The organism is Actinophytocola sp., from assembly GCF_035762905.1.
Taxonomy (GTDB): Bacteria; Actinomycetota; Actinomycetes; order Mycobacteriales; family Pseudonocardiaceae; genus DASYTH01.
Map to the genome: position 1 here is coordinate 12,893 of NZ_DASUCC010000109.1, position 20,800 is coordinate 33,692.

Genomic DNA, 20,800 nt, shown 5'->3' on the forward strand with positions numbered 1-20,800 from the left:
CATGCCCGAGTTCAGCGCTCTCGATGCCGGCGCGGTTCGGTCGTGACCGGCCTGGCGCTGGTGCTGGCCGCGTTCGTGACCGGCATCCTCAACACCGCGTCCGGTGGCGGCGCCATCGTGTCGTTTCTGGCCATGACCGCGACCGGGATGCCGCCACTGACGGCCCATGCCACCTGCCAGCTGGTCACCCCGATGTCCTTCCTCACCGCGGCGCGGCACGCCGGCCAACACCGTCCGGCGGTTCCCCTGCTGGTGGCCGGGTGCTCGGGCGCCCTCGGCGGGGTGGCCATCCTCGCCGTCACCCCACCGGCGACCTTCGCCGCCGTCGCGCCCTTCGTGCTGGTGTCGGCCGTCGTCCTGGTCGTCATGCAGGGCAGGGTGAAACGTCGGGTCGACCGCAGCCATCCCGTTCTGCGCCCGCGCGCCACCGCGGTCGCCATGCTCGCGAGCGGCGTCTACGCCGGACTGGTCGGGGTCGGCTGCGGCACCCTGGTCCTCGTCGTCCTCGGCCTGGCCACCCGTTGGCCGGCCGGATCCCTTGCCGGCCTGATGCGCGCCCGCAACGTCCTGCTGCTCGGCATGGCCCTTCTCGTCGCCGCCGCCTTCGCCAGCACCGGCCTGGTCGACTGGCGCGCCGCGGCACTGCTCGCCGTCCCCGGACTCGCCGGTGGCTGGCTCGGCACGAAACTCGCCGGTCGCCTCCCCGATCCCGTTCTCCGGGCCGGAATCGTGGCCACCGCACTCGGCGGCGCCATCTGGATGCTGCTCCGATAAGTACACAGTGGACTGTCGGTCATTCGCCGATCGGGTTGACGTGCAGATCGAAGTCGGCGTACAGCTCGGGCACGACGGTCGCCACCGCGAGGCCGCCGGGCATGGTCGGGGTGGGCAGCGCCAGGGCGATCACATGCGCGACATCGAGGGCGACATGTGGCGCGCGGTGACGCAGGCGGAGCAGGTCGGCGAAGGTCAGCTCGAGTGGTTCTATGGCGGGTAATCGACCGATGTGTTGCACGATGCCGGGACAGATCCGGTCGGCGGCGTCGAGGCAGGTCACCGGGGCGTAGAGCGGGAGCTTGAGGTTGGGGGCGGATGCGACGATCGCGGACATGCTGCGACTGGAGGCGAGTGCCGCCAGGGCGGTGGTGTCCAGTAGGAGGCCACCCGGGTACGCCGTCGTCACGAGCTCGCCCGCTTCCGGCGCGAGCGCGGCTTGGGTTCGCGGGTGAGCCAGGCCTCCGCGGTCGCCTGTTCTTCCGCTGTGGCAACGAACCCGAACTGCTCGTGCAGGTAGTCGGCGGTCTGTTGGGCGATGTCCGCCCACTCGGCGCGAGTGCGCTGGGCCGTGACGAGCCTGGCGACGTATCCGCCGATCGTGGTGCCGTTCTCAGCCGCAAGCTGGAGGAGTCGAGCATGGGTCTGCTCGTCAACCTTGATCATCTTCGCGCCCACACGGTGACGGTACACCATCGGTAAACCAGGACCGCAAGATCGCGGGCGGTCAGAGGGTGGCCGCGAAGTCCTTGAGTTCGGCGGCAAGCCGGGTTTCCTCGTTGCTCATGTCCAACAGGCGGTCGGTCAGGTCGGTGAGCCGGTGATGATCCTGGTCGGTCCGGCTGCGCTCGATCTCGGCCTGGAGTTCGTAGATCTCGTCCTGCAGCGCGCTCAGTTCGGCTTCCATCTCCGCTTGGCGGGTGTGTTTCTCGGCCACCCGTTCCAGCGCCCTGAGGTGTTCGTGGGCCTGCAACGCCGTCTCCTGTGCGGCGCGGGCCTGCGCGTCGGCGGCCTCGGCGCGCAGCCGCGCGTCTCGAAGCTGCTGGTCGAGTCCGGGTTCGACCAGGTCGTCAAGGGACAACTCGAGGATCGTGGCGATGGCAACCGCCTCGCCGAGCCGGATCGCCCGGGCCCCCTCGTTGCCGTGGATGCGGCGCTCGATCCGGGTGATCGCGGTGCCGTCGAGCTTGATCCCGTAGCGCCGCTCCAGTTCGTGCGCCAGCGCGGTCTGGGAGATCCGCAGCCGCTTGCGGGCGGCGCGCATGGCCAGGCCGAACGAGCGCTCGGCGACCTCGTCCAGCGCGGGCTTCGCTGATTCCTGCACATTCAGCAGTATAACTGCTTGGCAAGCAGCGTCGTTCGCCGTATCCTAGAACTACCGCTGCTGCGATCCGCGCAGCAGCCCTGGGAGATTCACAGGGAAGGGCCACGCGTGGCAGCGCGGGGCCCTTCCGTCGCCTTCCCGTTGCCTTCAGCCGACTTCGAGAAAGACGTGGCACACCATGTCAGACGACGCCCGCTCCCCAGCACCGGACACCCTGCAGTCGTTCACCCAGCCCGATCTCGCGTGGGAGATCCGGGTCGCCACGGCCGGCGACGAGCCCTGGTTCGTCGCGTCCGACGCCGAGCACCCCCTCGGAGCCGAGTACCTCGGCCCCGCCCTGGACCGGCTCGACGAGACCGACCGGGCGACGGTCACGCTCGCCACCGGCTCGACGCTCGTCCTGGTGTCCGAGCCGGCCCTGTACGCCCTTGCGCTCGGTTCCGGCCACCGGCTGGCCAACCGGTTCGTCCGCTGGATCAGCCATGACGTGGTGCCCGCCGTGCGCCGCGATGCCGGCGGCGCGGGCCGGCTCGGCCGGCGCGAACTCGCCCAGATGGTCATCGACGCCGAGGACGCCAGGGAACGGGCCGAGGCCCGGGCCGGTGAGCTGGAAGCGGTCTCCGCCGAGCTTGCCGTCAAGGCCGAAGCCTTCGACGCGTTCATCGAGGCCGACGGAACCTATTCGATGGGCGCGGCGGCCAACCTGCTCGGCATCGGCCGCAACAACCTGTTCCGCAGGCTGCGCGAGGAGAAGATCCTGCAGGCCGACAACCGGCCCTATCAGCGCTATGCCCATCACTTCCGGGTGACCGCGGGCAGCCACGAGCAGAAAGGCCGCGAGGTGGGCCACTACACCACCCGGGTGCACGCCTCCGGGGTGGACTTCATCCGGCGCCGGCTCCAGGCCCCCGGCCTGTTCGCCATGGCCGGCTGAGCCAATCATCTTGCGTCACAACCGATCGCCAACCGGCTGCCCGAGAACGGACGGCTGTTCAGCGCAGCTGACGTCGGATCGCCGCGCTGGTGAGGTCCACGACCAGGGTCAGGGCGATGATGGTCAGCAGGGTGGTCACCTCCCAGCGGTACAGGCCGTAGGCGACGAATCTCGGCGCCGCGGCCGGAATGACGCTGTAGCAGAACACCTGGAACTCCGATGCACCCTGCGCGCGCAACGCCCGAAGCGGCCGGGCGTCAAGGTTCTCGGCCGCCTCGGCCATCAGCCTGCCTAGCACTCCGACGGTGTAGACGCCAAGCGCCATCGCGCCGGGCAGGATCACGGGAAACAGCACGAACAGGAACAGCAGCGCCCAGACCGGCGGGGGAATCGCGCGCAGCACGATCAGCAGTCCGCGCACGCAGACCACCAGGGCGAGCCGCAGCCCGCGCGACCAGCGGGTGCCGCCGCCGGGCCGCCCGAGGCGGGACAGGTTCGCCGAGGGGAACGCGAGCAAGGCCCCGCCGCAGAAGGCCACCGCCATGGCCAGAACCGACATGGCCACGGTGACGCCGGAGAGCTTCAGCAACTCGAGTACGCCACCGTCGCTCAGGCTGGGCGGCCAGGCGTCGGCAAGCAGGTCGCCGGCGATCTGCCAGGTCTGACCGGACAGCAGCCCGGACGCGTCCAGCCCCACCCACCAGGCCGACAGCACCGCAGTTGTTCGGCCTGTCCCGAGCCCCTGGCCATCCCCGCCCTGTTGGCTCTGTTCGTTGCGGTCACGGCTCCGGCATTGAAACGATTCGGCTGAGTCTCCTGGCATCGGCGATTGCGCTCCGGAGCCGCCAAGTGCCACGATAGTGCCGAAAAGTGCGCGTCCGGTGCCGGAGGGTGCGTGTCGAAGCGCTTCAACAGTCACCTTGACCTGGGCCGTATCCGGCCTGTCGAGTGAAACGTTTCGCTTGCTCTTCCCTCCGCCGGCCCTCCCATGGAAGCGCGAGGACACGATGATTCGTCGCAGTCGTCCGGCCATCGTCATGGCGCTTGTTCTGATCACCGGCATCGCGGCACCCGTGCCGGCACCGGCCACCGCGGCGTCCGCAGCCGCGCTGGAACCCGTGCTGGTCACCAGCTTCGACACCAGTGCGGCCGGGGGCGGTGCCCGGTCCCTGCTCGGTGACGTCACCGGCGACGGCCGGCTGGACCTGGTGCTGATGCAGCCCACCTTCTCCGCCGACGACCGGTTCATCGGCCGGCAGACCCAGGCGCTCACCGCCTACGACATCGGGACCGGCCGCATGTTGTGGCAGATCGGCACGCCCGATCCCCGGGTCACCAACAACGGCACCGACATCCCGGCCCAGATCTACGACATCGACGGCGACGGCGACAACGACGTGCTTGCCGTGATGGACAACGAGTTCCGCATCTTCGACGGTGCCACCGGAGCGTTCGTCCGGTCGTTCCCGCTGCCGCATCCGCAGGCGCACGACACGATCATCATCGCCAACTTCCGTGGCACCGAACGGCCGCAGGACATCGTCCTCAAGGACCGCTACGACCAGGTCTGGGCGCTGGACAGCTTCGGCAATCCACTGTGGACACACCGGGGCATCCCCGGCCACCGGCCGTACCCGCACGACTTCGACGACGACGGCCGGCAGGAGCTCGTCTCCGGGTACAACTTCCTCGGCCCGGACGGGACGCTCCGGTGGACCGCGGACATGGCCGACCACGCCGACTCGATCGGGGTGGGCGACATCGACGGCGACGGGCGCGAGGACATCGCGTTGGGCGGCGCGGGTCTCGGCGGGGACAGCACCAACACCTACCGGACCGACGGCACCGTGCTCTGGCGAAACCTGGATGCCGTCGAGGCACAGCAGGTCGGCCTCGGTGACTTCCGGCCCGACCTGCCCGGCCTCGAGACCGCGGGGCTGGACCGGGTCAACCGCACCACCGAGAACGGCAAGGACTCGCTGTACCTGGTCTCGGCGACCGGCCAGACGCTGTGGAAGGAGGAGCGCGGCACGCTCGGCTGCTGGGGCACCGTCATGGAACCGCTGCACAACTGGGACGGCACCTACGGCGACCACCTGCTGGCCTGGAACCGCGGCTGCGGCGAGATCGCCGGCATCTGGGACGGCCACGGCAACCGGGTGGCGACCTTCCCGGTGGACGGCCGGATGGTGCGCGGGGACATCTGCGGCGACGACCGCTCCGAGGTCCTCACCTACGTCATGGGCGTGGCGGCCCACGTCTTCGCCAGCGCGCCGTGCGACCTTGCCGCGAAGGTGACCGGCCGGCCGTTGCCGCAGACCAAGAAGCACTACAACTACACCCGCTACACCGCGGAAGAGATCCCGCAGAACCTGTCGACCGGCCGGCGGGCGTCGGCATCGAGCCGGCTGGTCCCGCGATTCGGCGCCGGAGCGGGAAACGACGACGATCCGGGCACGCTGTGGGTCGCGTTCCCCTTGGACCGCACTCCGTCGTGGCGCGCCGATCTCGGCCGGATCCGCGAGCTGACCGGTGTGCGGATCGACGCCGGCCAACGGGTGCTCGGCCTTGGCGGGTTCCGGGTCGAGATCTCCACCGATGGCCGCGACTGGGTGACCGTCCTGGACCGCCCCGGTAGCCTCGCCCGCCCGCCCGACCGAGTGCAGCGGGCGGAGTTCACCGGCCTCGGCCGCTACGTCCGGGTGACACCGAGCCGGCCGACACCACTTTTCGGGTTCGCGGAGGTCTCCCTGCTCGGCACCCGATAGGAAGCCCGCGCTGCCCCTTATTCGGTGGTCTCCGGATAGTCCGGGTCGTGGGTGTGGTGGGGCAGCTGTACCAGCGAGAGGATCATGTCCGCGGGGGTTCCCGGTGGTGCGTACAGCCGCAGGTCGGTTTCGTTGCCGTGGTGCAGTGCGTTCAGTTGGTGCAGGACCGCGATTCCGGCACTGGCCAGGTGGGTCACCTCGGTCAGATCGAGGGTCAGCGAGCGGGAGCCGGTGGCGCCCGCGGTGCGGATGGCTTGATCGAACTCGGTGACGGTTGCGGCGTCGATGGGTCCGTCGATGCGGATCCGCGGTCGCGGTGCCGAGGGTTGGTCCAGCACGAGCAGCGGACCGTTGTGCGAAGGGGGTCGGGCGGGCGGTCTCCCGGTCATGTTGCCGGCGGTGAGCAGGGTGGCGGGATGGGTGAGCCGGTGGGTCAGGGTGGCCGTGGTGCCGTGCTGGTCGTGGTCGATGTGCAGGGTGTCGACCATGCCCTCGGCGAGTTGCAGGCCCAGCCCCCGGTCGGTGGACGGGACCGGTTGCCGCCAGCGGCCCTGGTCGGCGACCTGGGCGTCGACCAGACCGGCGTCGGTGAGCGTGACGGTGACCGTGACGGTGTGGTGGGCGGGGGAGTCGAGGTAGGCGTGCTCGATCGCGTTGGTGGCGAGTTCCACGACCGCGTGTTGCAGCGCGTCGGTGTCCTTCCGGCTGACGTGGGCACCGGCCAGCCATGCCGCCAGGCGTTCGCGGATGCCGGCCAGCGATTCGGGGCTGGCCGCCACCCGCAGCGCCAGCCGCGGTGGCGGGGTGACGAGTTGCCCGGCGAGCAGGGTGATGTCGTCGGTGTGTCCGCTGACCCGGGTGAGCAGCTCCAGGGTCTGGGTGCACACCCGCTCGGTCGGGAACTCGGTGTCGCCGCGCAGTGCCCGGTCGGCGGCGATGTCGGCCGCGGCCTGCGCCAGCTCGACGGTGCTCTGCGCGAGCTCGCGCCCCGGCCGTTCGAGGATCCCGTCGGTGTAGAGCAGCACCAGTTCTCCGTCGGCCAGCGCATCGGTGCCGATGACCTCGGTGCCGAACGCGGCGCCGACCCCGATCGGGGCGGCACCGGTGGGTGGCAGGTAGCGGGCGTCTCCGGCGGTGGAGAGCACCAGCGGTGGGGGATGACCGGCGGTGCAGTACTCCAGGGCGCCGGTGGCCGGGTCGATCACGACCACGCACACGGTGGCCGCCCGGGCGCCGCGGATCCGCCCGGCCGCCGTGTCGAGCGCCGCCACCGCGGCGGCGACGTCACAGCCGGCGGCGAGCCGTTCGTGCAGCAGGATTCGCAGTTGCCCCATCGTGGCCGAGGCGGCCACGCCGTGACCCACCACATCGCCGACCACCAGAGCGACCCGCCCGTCGGAGAGCGTGACGGCGTCGAACCAGTCCCCCCCGGCGGCGGTCTCGGTGTCGGCCAACAGATAGCTGGCCGCGATCTGCACCCGGGGCAGCACCGGCACCCCGGCCGGCAACAGCTCCCGCTGCAACTGCTCGATGACATCGCGCGCCTGCGCGTAACGCCGCTCGGCCTCGGCCAGCCGCCGCTGCGTGGCTTGGCGTTCCCGGACCGCGGCGGTGGTGTCGACGATGTCGTAGATGATTCCCCGAATCGACCCGTCCGGCCAGTGATACAGCGTCGCGTCGGCGTCGCAGAACGTCTCGACGCGCTGACCGGTCTGCTCGTCGATGAGCTGAAACCGGAAATCCCGCAACGACGCGGACTCACCGGTCTCGATCGCGTGCTCGATGAACTCGAAGGCCTGCTGACCCGCCAGCTCGGGCAGCGCCTCCCGCAGTGGCTTGCCCACCAGGTCCGCATGGCCCGCGAACTGCCGGTACGCCCTGCTGCCGGCCGCGACCACCAGGTCCGGCCCTTCGTAGGCCACGATGATCCGCGGCATCCGGTTGAACACGGTCCGCACCGTTTCGGCGTCACCGGCCAACCAATCGTCGTTCTCGTCGCGGTGGTCGTCCCGGCAGTCCTCATCCCGGTTGCCGTTCACCGTTCGTCTGCTCCGTTCCACAGTGGCTGGTCCGCGAGCGCTTGGCGCAGCGTCGGGTAAATGGTGAGTTGGGTGTCCAGGCCGGTCAGGTGCAGGGGGTACTGGGTGTTCGGGGCCGCGGCGACGATTCGGATCTTGGTGTTCGTGGCGGTCCGGTGGGCATGGAGGAGCACGTGCAGTCCGGCCGAGGCGAGGAAGGTGACGTCGGTGAGGTCGATGACGAGGACGGGTGGTCGCTGGGTGAGCGCCTCGGCGACGGCGGCGAGCAGGATGGTCTCGGTGGCCATGTCGACCTCGCCGGTCACGTGCAGCACCGTTGCCGAGGCGTCGCGGACCAACCGGGTGGACAGCGGGGACGGCGCGGACCGGGGGTCGAGGTAGGCGGCCAGCCTGCGGGTCAGTCCGGCGTCGTCGGGGGCGCGGAGGTGGGGCGGGTTGCCGGGGCCGGGCCCGCGGGTGGTGGCCGTGAGCAGGCGGGTGGTGAACTCGGCGACCTCGTGCGGTGGGGGCAGCACATCGAGTCCGTGGTAGGCCACGACCATGCGGTCCTCGCCGGTTTCCACGGCAAGCGCCCAGCCGTGCAACTCGTGCCAGACCAGCGCGGTGTCCCGGGTGGGGAACGCGGGCAGGCGCGCATCCAGCGGGAGGTAGACGCTGACCGGTGAGTCGAGTTGCACGGTCCAACCCGGCCCGCTCAACTCGATCGCCTCGGCCACCAGGGCGACGTAATGACGCAAACCACTGGCGAGGGCACCATCGATACCCGGATCCACACCCGTCTCCACGCCGATCGATGCGAGGGCCGCGGAGCGCCGGCTTCCTGACGCACCGTCTTACGATGGTAACCCCGCGCAGCGGCCACGATCGGGTCACGCCGCGGCCCGTTCGCCGGAGCACGCGGCCGGGACCGCTCAGGCGAGGACCGCGTCGACGGCCTTCTTCAGCGCGCTGGGCTGGGACGGCTTGCGCGGCGCCTTGTCCTTCAGCTCGAGCATCCGGGCGCCCATGTCCTGCAACTGCTTACGGCCCAGCGCGGCGCGCACCTTGGGGAACCAGTCCTGCTCCTCCTCGTCCATGTGGTGCGTGACGCTCTCGATGAGCACGGTGGTCTTGGCGTCGAACCGTTCGTCATCGGGTTTCATCGCGGCCAGCTCCATGCACAGCACGTCGGCGACATGGTGCTCCTCATAGGACTCCAGCACGTCGTCCTCGAGGTCCGGCACGAGCTTGCGGACTTCGGGGTACATGCACTCGTTTTCGATGTAGGTGTGCACGGTGAGCGCCTCGAGGATCCGGTCGACGATCTTTCCCTTCGTCGCCTTCGCATTCTCGCCGGCCTGCTCGAACTCGCGGAACAGCTTGCGAATCTCCTTGTGGTCGTTCTTGAGCAGCACGATCGCGTCGGTGGACATGGCGGGTCTCCTTTCCGGGCCGGTGTCCCGCCGTGTACCCCGCCGCCAAGGCCGCCAATCCCTGTCGTCCGGCTCCCGCACCGACCCCGTCAGCGCCGCTGGTGGGTGTTGAGCCGGGCGGCCTGGCGGGTGAGGTGGTCGCGCTCGGCGAGGTCGGATGCCTGGTGGGCGGCTTCGGCGTAGAGCCGGGCGGCGGTGACCAGGTCGCCGTCGCGTTCGTGGAGGTAAGCCGCGACCGCGGTGTGCCGGGGCAGGGTGTCGTCCAGTTCGGCGAGTGCGGCCAGGCCGGCTCGGGGTCCGTCGGCCTGGCCGATGGCGACCGCGCGGTTGAGCCGGACGATCGGGCTGTCGGTCAGGCGGGTGAGCTCGTCGTACCACTCGACGATCTGCACCCAGTCGGTCTGCTCGGCGGTGGGCGCGTCGGCGTGCAGTGCCGCGATGGCGGCCTGGGCCTGGAACTCCCCCAGCCGGTCGCGGGCAAGGGCGGCCTGCAGGATCTGCACGCCCTCGGCGATCGATGCGGTGTCCCACCGGCCGCGGTCCTGCTCGGCCAGCGGCACCAGGCTGCCGTCGGGCGCGGTTCGGGCGCAGCGCCGGGCGTGGTGCAGCAGCATGAGGGCGAGCAGCCCGGCCACCTCGGGGTGGTCGATGGCGGCGGCGAGCTGCCGGGTGAGCCGGATGGCCTCGACGGCGAGGTCGACGTCACCGGAGTAGCCCTCGTTGAAGACCAGGTAGAGCACGCGCAGCACGGTGGCGACGTCGCCGGGTTGGTCGAACCGCACGCCGGAGACGGTGCGCTTGGCCCGGCTGATCCGCTGGGCCATGGTCGCCTCGGGCACCAGGTAGGCCGCGGCGATCTGGCGGGTGGTCAGCCCGCCGACGGCGCGCAGCGTGAGCGCGACCGCGGACGAGGGCGTCAGCGACGGGTGGGCGCACAGGAAATAGAGCTGCAGCGTGTCGTCGGCGGTGCGGGCCGGCCCGGGTGCGGGTTCGTCGCCCACGAGGTCCTCCCGCCGGCGGCGGGCGGCGTCGGCGCGGGTCGCGTCGAGGAACCGCCGCCAGGCCACGGTGACCAGCCAGGCCTTCGCATCCCGCGGCTGCTCGGCCGGCCAGACGCGCAGCGCCTCGAGCAGCGCGTCCTGCACGGCGTCCTCGGCCGCCGCGAAGTCGGCTCCGCGGCGGACGAGGATCCCGAGCACACTCGGCGTGAGGCTGCGCAGCAGGACCTCGTCCATCCGTGCGGTCAGTCCGTGATGGTGGGCGGCGCGGCCAGGAACGGACGCACCTCCAGCCACTCGTGGATCGGCTTGCCACCCGCACCCGGAGCCGCGGACAGCTCGCCGGCCAGTTCGACGGCGCGCTCGTAGTTGTCGACGTCGATGACCATCCAGCCGGCGATGAGGTCCTTGGTCTCGGCGAACGGGCCGTCGGTGACCGGCGGCCGACCCTCGCCGTCGTACCGGACCCACGTCCCCTCCGGGGCGAGCGCCTGACCGTCGACGTACTCGCCGGTTCCCTCCAGCCGGGCCGCGAAGTCGGCCATGTACCGAATGTGGGCCGAGATCTCCTCCGGCGTCCACCGGTCCATGGGCTCGTCGTTGACCGCGGCCGGGGCACCCCGGTAGTGCTTGAGCAGCAGGTACTTGGCCATCGTGATCTCCTTGGTGCTGAGGCGACCCATTCTGGTCGCGCGCACACCGGGGACGCAGCCGGCCACCGGTTCTCGACATCGAGGTGAGCTGGCTCGACCGGACCGCGTGGCTACCGGTGGGCGGTGCGCAGGATGAGCAGGCTGATCTCGCTGGGGGCGAAGATGCGCAGCGGTGGTCCCCAGAAACCGGCGCCACGGCTGGTGTAGAGCTGGGTGCGTTCGCCGTGCCGGGTCAGGCCGGAGACCGAAGGTTGGTCGGCGCGGACGAGATAGTGGAACGGCCAGATCTGTCCGCCGTGGGTGTGCCCGGAGACCTGGAGGTCGACCCCGGCGGCCACGGCGGCGGTGACCTGCCGAGGCTGGTGGGCGACGAGCAGCACGGGCAGGTCGGGGTCGGCGCCGGCGAGGGCGGCGGGGAGGTCGGCGCCGTGGCCGGGGAGTCCGGATGCCTTGGCGGTGGCGTCGTCGATGCCGGCCAGGATGAGCCGGTCGCCGCCCCGTTCGAGCGCGATGTGCCGGTTGTGCAGTGGTTGCCAGCCCAGTTCGGTGAGGTGGTCGAGCCAGGCCGCCGTCTCGCCGAAGTACTCGTGGTTGCCGGTGACGAACACCTTGCCAAGCGGCGCGGTGATGGTGCGCAGCGGCGCGGCCTGGGAGCGGCGGCTGGCCACGGTGCCGTCGGCGATGTCGCCGGCGTGGCAGACGATGTCGGGGGAGAGTTGGTTGACCGCGGCGGCGAGGGCGGTCGACCAGCGGGTGCGGTCGATCGGGCCGAAGTGGGTGTCGGCAAGCACGACGACCCGGGTGCCGTCCAGACCCGGTCCCAGACGCGGGATCCGGACCTGCACGGTCCTGATCCGGGGCACCCGCATCGCCTCGAACCAGCCCCAGACCACGAGAACGGCGGCCACGGCGAGCACGCCGAGGGCCACGGTCCGGCCATGGTCGCCGATGCCGAACACCGCGAGGACGCCGCGGGCCAGGGTGCCGATCAGCGACCACGCGAACAGCACCCAGATCACCCCGAGCAGGGTGTCGCCGATCCGGGCCGCCCAGTCCGTCCGGCGCCGGCCGTGACCCAGATACATCAGCACCGGAAAAGCGATGGCCGCGCAGGCGAAGGCGACCGTGCCCACCACCAGTACCGGAATCGGCCAGTCCGGTCCGAACACCACGGTCCACCACGGAACACCGAACAGCAGCACCAGGGCGGTGAGCACGACGATCAGAAACCGACCGCGCCGCCCCGATCGTCGGGCCCGCGTGCGCTCCTCGGTCTGTGCCATCCCGGCCGTCCCTTCGCCTCAGCGCTCACCAGGTGACGGGCAGGTTGTGCAGGGCGCGCATGGCGAGGCCGGGTTTCCAGCGGAGGTCGGCGAGATCGGTGGCGGGTGCGAGGGTGGGGAACCGGTCGAGCAGCGCCCCGAGCGCGATGCGGAGTTCGAGCTGGGCCAGTTGGGCGCCGAGGCAGTAGTGCGGGCCGTGGCCGAGCGCCACGTGCGGGGCGGGGCCGGTTCTGGTGATGTCGAACCGGTTTGGGTCGGGGAAGGCGGCTGGATCACGGTTGGCCACGGCGATCAGCGGGATGACGGCATCGCCCGCGCTGATCCTCGTATCGCCGAGGGTGAGGTCCTGCAGCGTGATGCGGGGCAGCAGCGAGCTGAACAGGCGGGAGTACCGCAGCAGTTCGTCGACGGCCCGAGGCCGCAGATCCGGCCGCTGGGCCAGGAGTCTGGCCTGTTCCGGGTGTCGGAACAGGGTCACGACGCTGTTGCCGATCTGGTTGACCGTCGTCTCGTGCCCGGCGATGAGCAACAGCTGGATGTTGGAGCTCAGCTCGGCGGCGCTCAGGTGCCGGCCGTCGTCGTTGGCCTGGATCAGCGCGGAGATCAAGGCGTCGTCCGGGTCCCGCCTTCGGATCGCGATCAACTCGTCGAGGTAGGCATTGACCTGTCCCATGGCTTCGGCGATCTGCGCGGGCGTGTACGCGGTATCGGCGACCAGCGTTCCGGCCCATTGCCGGATCAGCGCGCGGTCTCCCACCGGAACACCGAGCAGCTCGCAGATCACCATGACCGGCAACGGCTCGGCGAACAGTTCGACCAGATCCGCGGGCCGGCCGTTGGCGGCGACGCCGTCCAGCAGTTCCTCGGTCAGCCGCCGGATCCACGGTGCCAAGCCGTCGACCCGGCGCGGTGAGAACGCCGCGGCCATCAGCCGGCGGATCGCGGTATGCCGGGGCGGATCCATGCTGATCAGAAACTCGGGATTGGTGCCGGCCGGGCTGGCCACCGGACCACCGGCGACAGCGGCCGCCGCACGGCTGAACCGCGGATCGGCCAGCACCTGACGAACCACCTGATAGCCCAACGCGAGCCATACCTCGACCCCGTTCCACCGCGCCCGCGTCACCGGCCCCTGCGCCAACAGGTCAAGCCCTTCCGGCTCCACATCCGATCCGGCCAGCGTGTCGAACGGATACGCGACGACCACGAGCACAGCCCTCCGCAACCCCAACCGACGCAAAATCCCACCATAGCGTCAGTTGACGGTGGCGATGGGTCGCGGCGTGGACGTCGCCGAGGATGATGCCGTTACCGGGCTCCCGCCGGAGCCGACTCGCGACGCCGACGGGGCAACACGGTCAGGACCCGGACGATGTGATCGCGAAACTCTGCCATGAAGGCGGCCAGAAAGGTTGCGGTGGACTGGTCGGTGACCTCGCCGTCACCGGGGAACAGCTCCGACGTGTACCGGATGTAGGCCTCGGGGGCGGTCATTTGCCGGGCATTGCAGAAGCTGAGCACCGCCAGTCGATGGCGTTCCTCAACCCGCCGGGGATCGAACGGCTGTATTCGGGCGTGACGAACTGCCAGGACCACGACTCGGACGCACCGATCGGTCGCATGATCCGCTCGGCCAGCACGGTGGGCAGATCCTGACGACCCGCGCGTCCCCTACTGGCAGTTCGGCACATTCGCCGACTGGCTCCACGACCACCCACACCCCCGATACGACCGCGACTCGATCCAGATGCCCGTCCGCGCAACCGTCTGCGGCACCTGCCGCGACATCTTCAAGCCCGCGACGGCCGGCAACCTCTTCGGTGCCGCCGAAATGGACATCGTCGCCGCCGCCAACACGCCGGAAAGGCCGATCACGGGATAGTGCACGGGTAGTCGGCGGCTCATCGCGATTCCAACTTGAACACGAGGCTCCTTCGACGGGGCGGGTTGTGCCAAGCTGGGAATCGGGCCACGACGAGGGGAGCTGACGTGCGCCGGAGCTGGGGTCTGGGTGTGATTGGACTCGTTGTCGCGTCGCTGGTTGGTTCGACCGCGACCGTGGCGGCCGAACCGGTTCGGCCGCCTGACCTGGTGATCACCGACCGGGGACCGGTGCGTGGTGTCGTGCAGGACGACTTCCGCCTGTTCCAAGGGATCCCGTTCGCGGAGCCGCCGGTCGGTGAGTTGCGCTGGCGGGCGCCGCGACCGGCGCCCCGCTGGACTGAGCCGCTGGACGCCACCGCGCCGCGCCGTCCGTGCGCGCAGCCGAGCAGCGGCGGGTTCCCCCCGGTGGTCAACGAGGATTGTCTGTACCTCAACGTAACCACACCCACCACCCGGGGGCACGACCGGCTGCCGGTCATGGTCTGGCTGCATGGTGGGGGATTTCTCAACGGGACCGGGGCCGGCTTCGACGCGCGCAAACTGGCTGTCGAGGGCGGTGTCGTGCTGGTCACCACCAACTATCGGTTGGGGGCATTGGGTTTCCTCGCGCATCCCGAGCTGACGGGTGAGCGACCCGGCATCCAGTCCGGCAACTATGGGCTCGAGGACCAGCGGGCCGCGCTGCGCTGGGTGCGCGGCAACGCCGGGGCGTTCGGCGGCGATCCGCACAACGTCACCGTCTTCGGGGAGTCCGCCGGTGGCGGCAGCATCTGCGCGCACCTGACCTCACCGGCTGCCGCCGGCCTGTTCCACCGCGCTGTCAGCCAGAGTTTCAGCTGCGCGATTCCCCTGGTCACCGGCCAGCAGGCCGAGGCGGATGGCATCGCCTTCGCCGCACGGGCCGGCTGCGCGGATCTACCGTGCCTGCGGACCAAGCCGGCCGGCGACCTGCTCGCGGCCTGGACCGGAGGAGGTCTGGTGATCGGCGGCCGCGAACAACCCCTGCAACCCGCCGAGGCCCTGCGCACCGACCGGTTCCACCACGTCCCGCTGCTGCTCGGTAACAACCTCGACGAGCGGCGCCACTTCGTCGGCCTGCAGTTCGACGCGACCGGCCGGCCGGTCCCGGCCGACCAGTACGGTCCCCTGCTGCGGGCGCTCTACGGTCCCGCCGCCGAGCACATCCTGCAACGTTATCCCCTGTCGCGATTCGCGACTCCCAGCATTGCTCTGGCCACCGTGCAAACCGACGCCGGCTTCGCCGTGTCCACCTGCGACCACCTGACCAGCTACCGGCTCGCCACGGCCCGCCCCCGCCCGGTACCGGTCTACGCATACCAGTTCGTCGACCGTACCGCGCCGCCCCTGGTCGACGTGCCCGATTTCGACGAGGGTGCCGCACACACCGTCGAGCTTCCCTTCCTGTTCCCCAACCTGTTCGGCCCGCCACTGAACCCCCAGCAGCAACAGCTGTCGACCACGATGGTCAAGTACTGGACCAACTTCGCCCACCACGCCAACCCGAATGGTCCCCACCTTCCACAGTGGCCCCGGTTCCGCTCGTCGGACGACGTGCTCGCGCTCGGCCTGGGGCCGGCCGGGATCAGGCCGATCGACATCGCCGAGGCCAGCAACTGCGCCTTCTGGGAGTCACTCCCGACCGCATGACCCGTTCGCCACACGTGACGTGGCAGGGTGCCCGCGTGGTGGGTCCTGCGTCAGGGCTTGCGCCCCACGCCCACGTGGACCGGTGCCCGCTCCGGGTTCTGCATGCTGCCCAGGTCTTCCGGCTCGGGCCGCCACAGCGGTAGCGGCACGATGCCGGGTTCGACAAGTTCCAAGCCGGTGAAGAAGTGGGCGAGCGCGGCCGGGTCGCGCGGGTACATCTCGGGCCGGGGGCCGAGGTTCATCTGGTCGAAGGTTTCCATCGAGGAACCGATGCGTTCGTCCGGGTTGTTGTGCGACAACGCCAGAAAGCTGCCGGAACATGCGGCATCCAGGTAGGTTGCGAGCGCGCCGGCGGGGTTGTCGGAATCCGGGATCTGCTGGATCGTGGCGATGGCCAGTACGGCGATGGGCGCCCCGAAGTCGAGTAGGCGCCGGGTGTGTGGATCGTCGAGCACCCGCTCCGGTTTGAGCAGATCCACGGCGAGGTAGGCCGCGTCGGCGTGTCCGGCGAGGATCTGCTGGCCATCGGCCGCCACACCGGGGTCGTTGTCGACGTAGACCACCCGCGCCGGAGACTGGCTGTCCTGAGCGATCTCGTGCACGTGTCCCCGGGTGGGGATCCCGGACCCGAGGTCGAGGAACTGCCGCACCCCCTGCCCGAGCAGGTAGCGCACGATGCGGCCGAGCAAGGCGCGTTGCGCCCGGACCAGATACGGGATCTGCGGAGCCACCATCGCGGCATGATCGGCAAGAGCGCGGTCGGATTGGCCGTGGTGGCAGCCACCGAGCCAGTAGTCGGTGGTGCGAGCCACGCTCGGGCGGGCGGGCATGTTCTGTCCTGGACCGGTCTGCTTGGGACGAGCCATTCAGTGCAACGCCATTCGTCCGGCGGAAGGAGCATGCCCAATGCGGGCCAAACCCCGCCCGCGGCCACTGTACCCCTGATGGACTACCGGCACTCGGATCGACTCGCGGGTGCCTCATCCACGGCCGGCCCTGGACTTCGATCGAGGTGGCCGCCGGCGGGGCTGATCGCCACTCGGCCAGAATGGGAGATCGTGTGGTTCGGCATCCTCGGTCCGCTGGAGGTCCGCTCGGCCGACGGCGAGCTGGTTGCCGTCGGCGGGCCGCGGCCGCGGTCGCTGCTGGCCATGTTGCTGCTGGAGGCGGGTCGGGTGGTCGGCACGGACCGGCTGGTCGACGGCCTGTACGGTGCGGACCGGCCCGGCGATGCCGGCAATGCCTTGCAGTCGCAGGTCTCGCGGCTGCGCGGCCGGCTCGGCGGACTGATCGAGCTCGTGCCGGCCGGCTACCGGTTGGCCGTCGATCCCGACGATGTGGACGCGCTGCGGTTCGAGCGGCTGGTCGGGGCCGGTCGGCGGGCGCTGGCGGCGGGTGATCATGCCGGCGCGGCGGCGGTGCTGGGGGACGCGCTGGGGCTGTGGCGCGGTCCGGCCCTTGCCGATGTGACCGGCGCGCCGTTCGCCGCGGCCGCGGCCGCCCGGCTGGAGGAGTTGCGGGTGACGGCCGTCGAGGACCGCGCGGAGGCGGGACTCGCGCTCGGCGACTACCCGGTGGCCGAGTTGCGCGAGCTGGTTGCCGGGTACCCGCTGCGGGAACGGCTGCGTGGCCTGCTGATGCGGGCGTTGTACGGCACGGGCCGGCAGGGCGAGGCGCTCGCGGTGTTCGAGGAGGGCCGGCGGCAGCTGGCCGAGGAGTTGGGCGCCGATCCGTCACCGGAACTGGCCGAGGTGCACCTGGCCGTGCTGCGCGGTTCGGCCTCGGCCGGCCGGCGGCTTCCCGCCGCGCTGACCAGCTTCGTCGGGCGGACGGCGGATCTGGTGCGGGTGCGGGCGCTGCTCGGCACGGCGCGGCTGGTCACCGTGACCGGGCCCGGCGGTGCCGGCAAGACCCGGCTGGCGGTCGAGGCGGCCGGCGGGGTGCCCGGCGACGTGTCCTTTGTGGACCTGTCGGCGGTCACCGATCCGGCGCCCGCGGTCATGGGCGCGCTCGGGTTGCGTGAGGCGGCGCTGCTGCCGTCCCCCGACGGTGCGCCGGACATCGTCGAACGGCTGGTCGCGGCGCTGGCCGACCGGCCGGTGCTGCTGGTGCTCGACAACTGCGAGCATGTGATCGCCGAGGCCGCCGGTCTGGCCCAGCGGCTGCTGACCGGCTGCCCGCGGCTGCGGATCCTGGCCACCAGCCGGGAGCCGCTCGGTATCACCGGCGAGTCGCTGCATCCCCTGCCGGCACTGGAGATCGAGTGGGCCGAGACGCTGTTCGCCGACCGGGCCGCGGCCGTGCGGCCCGGGTTCGCCGGCGACGACGCGGTCCGGCGGATCTGCGCGGCGCTCGACGGGCTGCCGCTGGCCATCGAGTTGGCCGCCGCCCGGTTGCGCACGCTGACCACGGCCGAGATCGAGGCTCGGCTGGACGATCGGTTCCGGTTGCTGTCAAAGGGTTCCCGGGTATCGCCGCCGCGGCATCAGACGCTGCGGGCGGTGGTGGAGTGGAGCTGGGACCTGCTCAGCTCCGACGAGCGGATGCTGGCGCGGCGGCTTGCCGTGTTCGCCGGCGGCGCCACGGCCGCGTCGGCAGCGCAGGTCTGCGGGATGCCCGAGGACCGCGCCGACGATCTGCTCGCCGGGCTGGTGGACAAGTCACTGGCCGAAGTGGACGGTGGCCGGTACCGGATGCTGGACACCATCAGGGAGTTCTGCGCCGAGCGGCTCGCCGACGCCGGCGAGCGGGACCGGATCGCCCGGGCCCATGCGGAGTACTTCCGCGACCTGGCGGCCACCGCCGATCCGCACCTGCGCCGCGCCGAGCAGCTCACCTGGCTCGCCACGCTGACCGCCGAGCACGGCAACATCGGCGCCGCGCTGCGCTGGGCGGTGCGCGCCGACCCCGGCCTGGCTCTCGAACTGGTCAGCGCGGCGTCCTGGTACTGGTACCTGCGCGGGGTTCGGCGCGAGATCGCTCCGCTTGCCGCCGAGCTGCTGGAACGGGCCGACCCCGCCGGCGAGCAGTTCGTGCTGTGCGTGCTCTGGGCCGGCGGACCGCAGGCGAGCATCGAGCGGGCGATGGAGATCATCGTGACGATGCCGGGCCCGGTACGCCAGGTTTACGCGATCGTGGGCTCGGCGCTGCTGGCCGGTCCACCCGGGCCGGACGCCCCGCTCACCCCGCTGAACGAGTGGTTCGCCGGCACCCCGGACCGGTGGGTGCAGGCCCTGATCCGGTTCGGCATGGGCTTCGCCGGCTGGTACCGCGGTGGCGACGCCGGCCATGCCGAACGGGAGTGCGGTGCGGCGCTCGATCTGTTCCGTGGCACCGGGGACCGGTGGGGCGTGGCCCAGGCGCTCGACGCGCTGGCGATGTTCGCCGACCATGCGGGGGCGGTGTCGCGCGCCCTTGAGCTCACCGACCGGGCGCTCGACGTGGTCGGCCAGCTCGGTGCCGCCGAGGAGTTGGCCGAGATGCGCTGCCGGCGGGCCGACCGGCTCCTGCGTGGTGGCGACCTGGCGGCGGCCGCGGCCGACTACGAGGTGGCCGCCGAGTTGGCCGGCCGGGCCGGAATGCCGGCCGTCGTCGCCCTGGCGCACTGCGGCCTCGGCGAGGTCGCCCGGCTCCGCGGAGACCTGCCCACCGCGCGCCGCCGGCTGGAGCGGACCCTCGCGGACCTGGTGACCACCTGGGCGAACACCGGTGCCCGGGTGGAGATCCTCAGCGCCCTCGGCCGGTTAGCGGAGTCCGAGGGCAATCCCGCCGAGGCCGGTTCGCGTTATCGGGAGGCGGTGGATCTGGCCACGGACAACCGGATGCCGGCCGCGGCCGCCGGCGCCGCGGCCGGGCTGGCCCGGCTGGGTCACCTGCCCTGAGCCACCGGCATCGGATAGTCCTTGAGGGCAAGGGCGGTCGCCGCCTTCATGTCCATCCGCCCGATCAGCTTGGACACCGGCCCTCGGGTGATCAGCTTGACCAGCTGGTTGCGCTGCCAGATGTGCGATCGTTTCGCCGGGGCCATGAACCTGCCCGCGTTCCCCTGGCACCCCCGGGCGTAGGGCAGCAGCTGCGATTCGTAGGCCGGGAAGGCGATCCGGTGGTCCCCGCCGGCCGCGGCCAGCTCGCCGGCCAGCACGTAGGCGCCGACCACGGCGAGGCCGGTGCCCATGCCACCCATGGTCGCCCCATAGCCGGCGTCGCCGACCAGCGCGAACCGGCCGCGCACGACGTGTTCCATCCGGACGTGGCTGATCGAGTCCAGGTAGAAGTCCGGCGCGGCGAGCATGTCCTCGACCAGCTCGGCCGTCCGCCAGCCGGCCCCGGCGAACGCGTCGGCCACGATCCGCTTCTGCGCCGCGACGTCGTAGCGCTGGTAGTCGAGCGGGCCGGACCGGAACACGAACAGACCGGGGGCGACCATCAGGCCCGGCGCGTTGTACACCAGCACGTTCTCCTCGTCCGTCCAGCGGTGCGCCTCGTTGCAGCTGGCGAAGTGGAACCCCATGAACCGGCAGAGCTCCGACTCGTCCCCGAAGGCCAGCGCCCGCACCCCGGAGTGCATCCCGTCCGCGCCCACCACCAGGTCGAACCTGCGCGGCGGGCCGTGCCGGAAGGTGACCTCGACGCCACCGGCGGTTTCGGTCAGCGAGGTGATCCAGTCGCCGAAGATGTACTCGGCACCGTCACAGGACGCCTGGTAGAGGATCCGGGACAGGTCGCCGCGCCGGATCTCCACCTCACCGCCGGCGAAGTCGGCGGGCAGTTCCGCCTTCGGCCGGCCGGCGGCGTCGACGAACACCCACGGCTTGGGGCTGGTCCGGTGCCGGCGGATCTCCTCGAGCAGACCCATCCGCTCGAGCACGGTCAGGTGGACCGCGCCGCGGAAGTCCACCGCGGCACCGCCTTCGCGCAGCGCGGGGGAGCGCTCCACCACGGTCGGGCTGAACCCGAAGCGCCGCAGCCAGTACGCAAGGGCCGGCCCGGCCACACTCGCGCCGGAGATCAGAATGCTCTTGTTCTCAGTCATGACCCCACCATCGCCGCACCCGCCTACCGCC

Annotated in this window: 20 protein-coding genes; 7 read left to right on the top strand and 13 right to left on the bottom strand. The window is 71.1% G+C overall.

What is annotated here, in order from left to right:
• Positions 1–42: 42 nt before the first annotated feature.
• Entirely contained in the window at positions 43–774 is a 732-nt protein-coding gene (locus tag VFV67_RS23425) for a sulfite exporter TauE/SafE family protein (RefSeq protein ID WP_326472769.1), read from the top strand.
• A 19-nt stretch (positions 775–793) separates the two neighbouring features.
• On the opposite strand, the gene VFV67_RS23430 is transcribed toward VFV67_RS23425, so the two are convergent.
• The 3 genes from VFV67_RS23430 to VFV67_RS23440 form a co-directional block, all read right to left on the bottom strand.
• Positions 794–1,111, bottom strand: coding sequence for a hypothetical protein (locus VFV67_RS23430; RefSeq protein ID WP_326472770.1), 318 nt, complete (start codon positions 1,109–1,111; stop codon positions 794–796).
• A gap of 68 nt (positions 1,112–1,179) precedes the next feature.
• Positions 1,180–1,452, bottom strand: coding sequence for a hypothetical protein (locus tag VFV67_RS23435; RefSeq protein ID WP_326472771.1), 273 nt, complete (start codon positions 1,450–1,452; stop codon positions 1,180–1,182).
• Positions 1,453–1,501: 49 nt separating this feature from the next.
• A complete protein-coding gene (locus tag VFV67_RS23440) occupies positions 1,502–2,098 on the bottom strand; it encodes a hypothetical protein (protein ID WP_326472772.1) in 597 nt (198 codons plus the stop codon).
• A gap of 178 nt (positions 2,099–2,276) precedes the next feature.
• Here VFV67_RS23440 and VFV67_RS23445 point away from each other — a divergent pair, with 178 nt between their 5' ends.
• Positions 2,277–3,032: a phage antirepressor gene (locus VFV67_RS23445; protein WP_326472773.1), complete on the top strand. Its 756-nt coding sequence runs from the start codon at positions 2,277–2,279 to the stop codon at positions 3,030–3,032.
• Between the two features lie 58 nt (positions 3,033–3,090).
• Here the strand turns inward: VFV67_RS23445 and VFV67_RS23450 are convergent, their stop codons facing one another.
• On the bottom strand, positions 3,091–3,747 hold the full coding sequence (locus tag VFV67_RS23450) for a PhnE/PtxC family ABC transporter permease (protein ID WP_326472774.1): 657 nt from the start codon (positions 3,745–3,747) through the stop codon (positions 3,091–3,093).
• Positions 3,748–4,069: 322 nt separating this feature from the next.
• Between VFV67_RS23450 and VFV67_RS23455 the strand changes: the two genes are divergently transcribed.
• Positions 4,070–5,800 carry a discoidin domain-containing protein gene (locus tag VFV67_RS23455; RefSeq protein WP_326472775.1) on the top strand — a complete coding sequence of 577 codons (1,731 nt, stop codon included), beginning with the start codon at positions 4,070–4,072 and terminating at the stop codon, positions 5,798–5,800.
• A gap of 17 nt (positions 5,801–5,817) precedes the next feature.
• Here the strand turns inward: VFV67_RS23455 and VFV67_RS23460 are convergent, their stop codons facing one another.
• The 7 genes from VFV67_RS23460 to VFV67_RS23490 form a co-directional block, all read right to left on the bottom strand.
• Complete coding sequence (locus VFV67_RS23460) at positions 5,818–7,839, bottom strand: SpoIIE family protein phosphatase (protein WP_326472776.1); 2,022 nt, start codon at positions 7,837–7,839, stop codon at positions 5,818–5,820.
• Positions 7,836–8,612, bottom strand: a complete 777-nt coding sequence (locus VFV67_RS23465) for a DUF6292 family protein (protein WP_326472777.1) — start codon at positions 8,610–8,612, stop codon at positions 7,836–7,838. The genes VFV67_RS23460 and VFV67_RS23465 overlap by 4 nt, the downstream gene beginning before the upstream one ends.
• A gap of 138 nt (positions 8,613–8,750) precedes the next feature.
• The gene (locus VFV67_RS23470; protein ID WP_326472778.1) at positions 8,751–9,251 is read right to left on the bottom strand and encodes a hemerythrin domain-containing protein; all 501 of its coding nucleotides are present in this window, start codon (positions 9,249–9,251) and stop codon (positions 8,751–8,753) included.
• 89 nt (positions 9,252–9,340) lie between these two features.
• The gene (locus VFV67_RS23475; protein ID WP_326472779.1) at positions 9,341–10,486 is read right to left on the bottom strand and encodes an RNA polymerase sigma factor; all 1,146 of its coding nucleotides are present in this window, start codon (positions 10,484–10,486) and stop codon (positions 9,341–9,343) included.
• Positions 10,487–10,494: 8 nt separating this feature from the next.
• A complete protein-coding gene (locus tag VFV67_RS23480) occupies positions 10,495–10,902 on the bottom strand; it encodes a YciI family protein (RefSeq protein ID WP_326472780.1) in 408 nt (135 codons plus the stop codon).
• A 110-nt stretch (positions 10,903–11,012) separates the two neighbouring features.
• Positions 11,013–12,185 carry a metallophosphoesterase gene (locus VFV67_RS23485; protein WP_326472781.1) on the bottom strand — a complete coding sequence of 391 codons (1,173 nt, stop codon included), beginning with the start codon at positions 12,183–12,185 and terminating at the stop codon, positions 11,013–11,015.
• A 25-nt stretch (positions 12,186–12,210) separates the two neighbouring features.
• The gene (locus VFV67_RS23490) at positions 12,211–13,398 is read right to left on the bottom strand and encodes a cytochrome P450 (protein ID WP_326472782.1); all 1,188 of its coding nucleotides are present in this window, start codon (positions 13,396–13,398) and stop codon (positions 12,211–12,213) included.
• Positions 13,399–13,559: 161 nt separating this feature from the next.
• Between VFV67_RS23490 and VFV67_RS23495 the strand changes: the two genes are divergently transcribed.
• The 3 genes from VFV67_RS23495 (at position 13,560) to VFV67_RS23505 (ending at position 15,737) form a co-directional block, all read left to right on the top strand.
• On the top strand, positions 13,560–13,841 hold the full coding sequence (locus tag VFV67_RS23495) for a hypothetical protein (RefSeq protein WP_326472783.1): 282 nt from the start codon (positions 13,560–13,562) through the stop codon (positions 13,839–13,841).
• A 91-nt stretch (positions 13,842–13,932) separates the two neighbouring features.
• Entirely contained in the window at positions 13,933–14,067 is a 135-nt protein-coding gene (locus tag VFV67_RS23500; protein ID WP_326472784.1) for a hypothetical protein, read from the top strand.
• Between the two features lie 131 nt (positions 14,068–14,198).
• Complete coding sequence (locus tag VFV67_RS23505) at positions 14,199–15,737, top strand: carboxylesterase/lipase family protein (protein ID WP_326472785.1); 1,539 nt, start codon at positions 14,199–14,201, stop codon at positions 15,735–15,737.
• A gap of 50 nt (positions 15,738–15,787) precedes the next feature.
• Here VFV67_RS23505 and VFV67_RS23510 read toward each other — a convergent pair whose 3' ends face one another.
• Entirely contained in the window at positions 15,788–16,567 is a 780-nt protein-coding gene (locus tag VFV67_RS23510) for an SAM-dependent methyltransferase (RefSeq protein ID WP_326472786.1), read from the bottom strand.
• Between the two features lie 228 nt (positions 16,568–16,795).
• Here VFV67_RS23510 and VFV67_RS23515 point away from each other — a divergent pair, with 228 nt between their 5' ends.
• Positions 16,796–19,618 carry a BTAD domain-containing putative transcriptional regulator gene (locus VFV67_RS23515; protein ID WP_326472787.1) on the top strand — a complete coding sequence of 941 codons (2,823 nt, stop codon included), beginning with the start codon at positions 16,796–16,798 and terminating at the stop codon, positions 19,616–19,618.
• On the opposite strand, the gene VFV67_RS23520 is transcribed toward VFV67_RS23515, so the two are convergent.
• Entirely contained in the window at positions 19,606–20,769 is a 1,164-nt protein-coding gene (locus VFV67_RS23520) for an FAD-dependent monooxygenase (protein ID WP_326472788.1), read from the bottom strand. The two genes, VFV67_RS23515 and VFV67_RS23520, sit on opposite strands and share 13 nt — an antisense overlap.
• Between the last annotated feature and the right edge of the window lie 31 nt (positions 20,770–20,800).

Excerpts from the sequence above, each read along its gene's own strand:
- VFV67_RS23455 (WP_326472775.1), top strand. The coding sequence starts at position 4,070 with ATGGCGCTTGTTCTGATCACCGGCATCGCGGCACCCGTGCCGGCACCG.
- VFV67_RS23470 (WP_326472778.1), bottom strand. The coding sequence starts at position 9,251 with ATGTCCACCGACGCGATCGTGCTGCTCAAGAACGACCACAAGGAGATT.
- VFV67_RS23475 (WP_326472779.1), bottom strand. The coding sequence starts at position 10,486 with ATGGACGAGGTCCTGCTGCGCAGCCTCACGCCGAGTGTGCTCGGGATC.
- VFV67_RS23445 (WP_326472773.1), top strand. The coding sequence starts at position 2,277 with ATGTCAGACGACGCCCGCTCCCCAGCACCGGACACCCTGCAGTCGTTC.
- VFV67_RS23510 (WP_326472786.1), bottom strand. The coding sequence starts at position 16,567 with ATGCCCGCCCGCCCGAGCGTGGCTCGCACCACCGACTACTGGCTCGGT.
- VFV67_RS23485 (WP_326472781.1), bottom strand. The coding sequence starts at position 12,185 with ATGGCACAGACCGAGGAGCGCACGCGGGCCCGACGATCGGGGCGGCGC.
- VFV67_RS23520 (WP_326472788.1), bottom strand. The coding sequence starts at position 20,769 with ATGACTGAGAACAAGAGCATTCTGATCTCCGGCGCGAGTGTGGCCGGG.
- VFV67_RS23500 (WP_326472784.1), top strand. The coding sequence starts at position 13,933 with ATGCCCGTCCGCGCAACCGTCTGCGGCACCTGCCGCGACATCTTCAAG.
- VFV67_RS23430 (WP_326472770.1), bottom strand. The coding sequence starts at position 1,111 with ATGTCCGCGATCGTCGCATCCGCCCCCAACCTCAAGCTCCCGCTCTAC.
- VFV67_RS23480 (WP_326472780.1), bottom strand. The coding sequence starts at position 10,902 with ATGGCCAAGTACCTGCTGCTCAAGCACTACCGGGGTGCCCCGGCCGCG.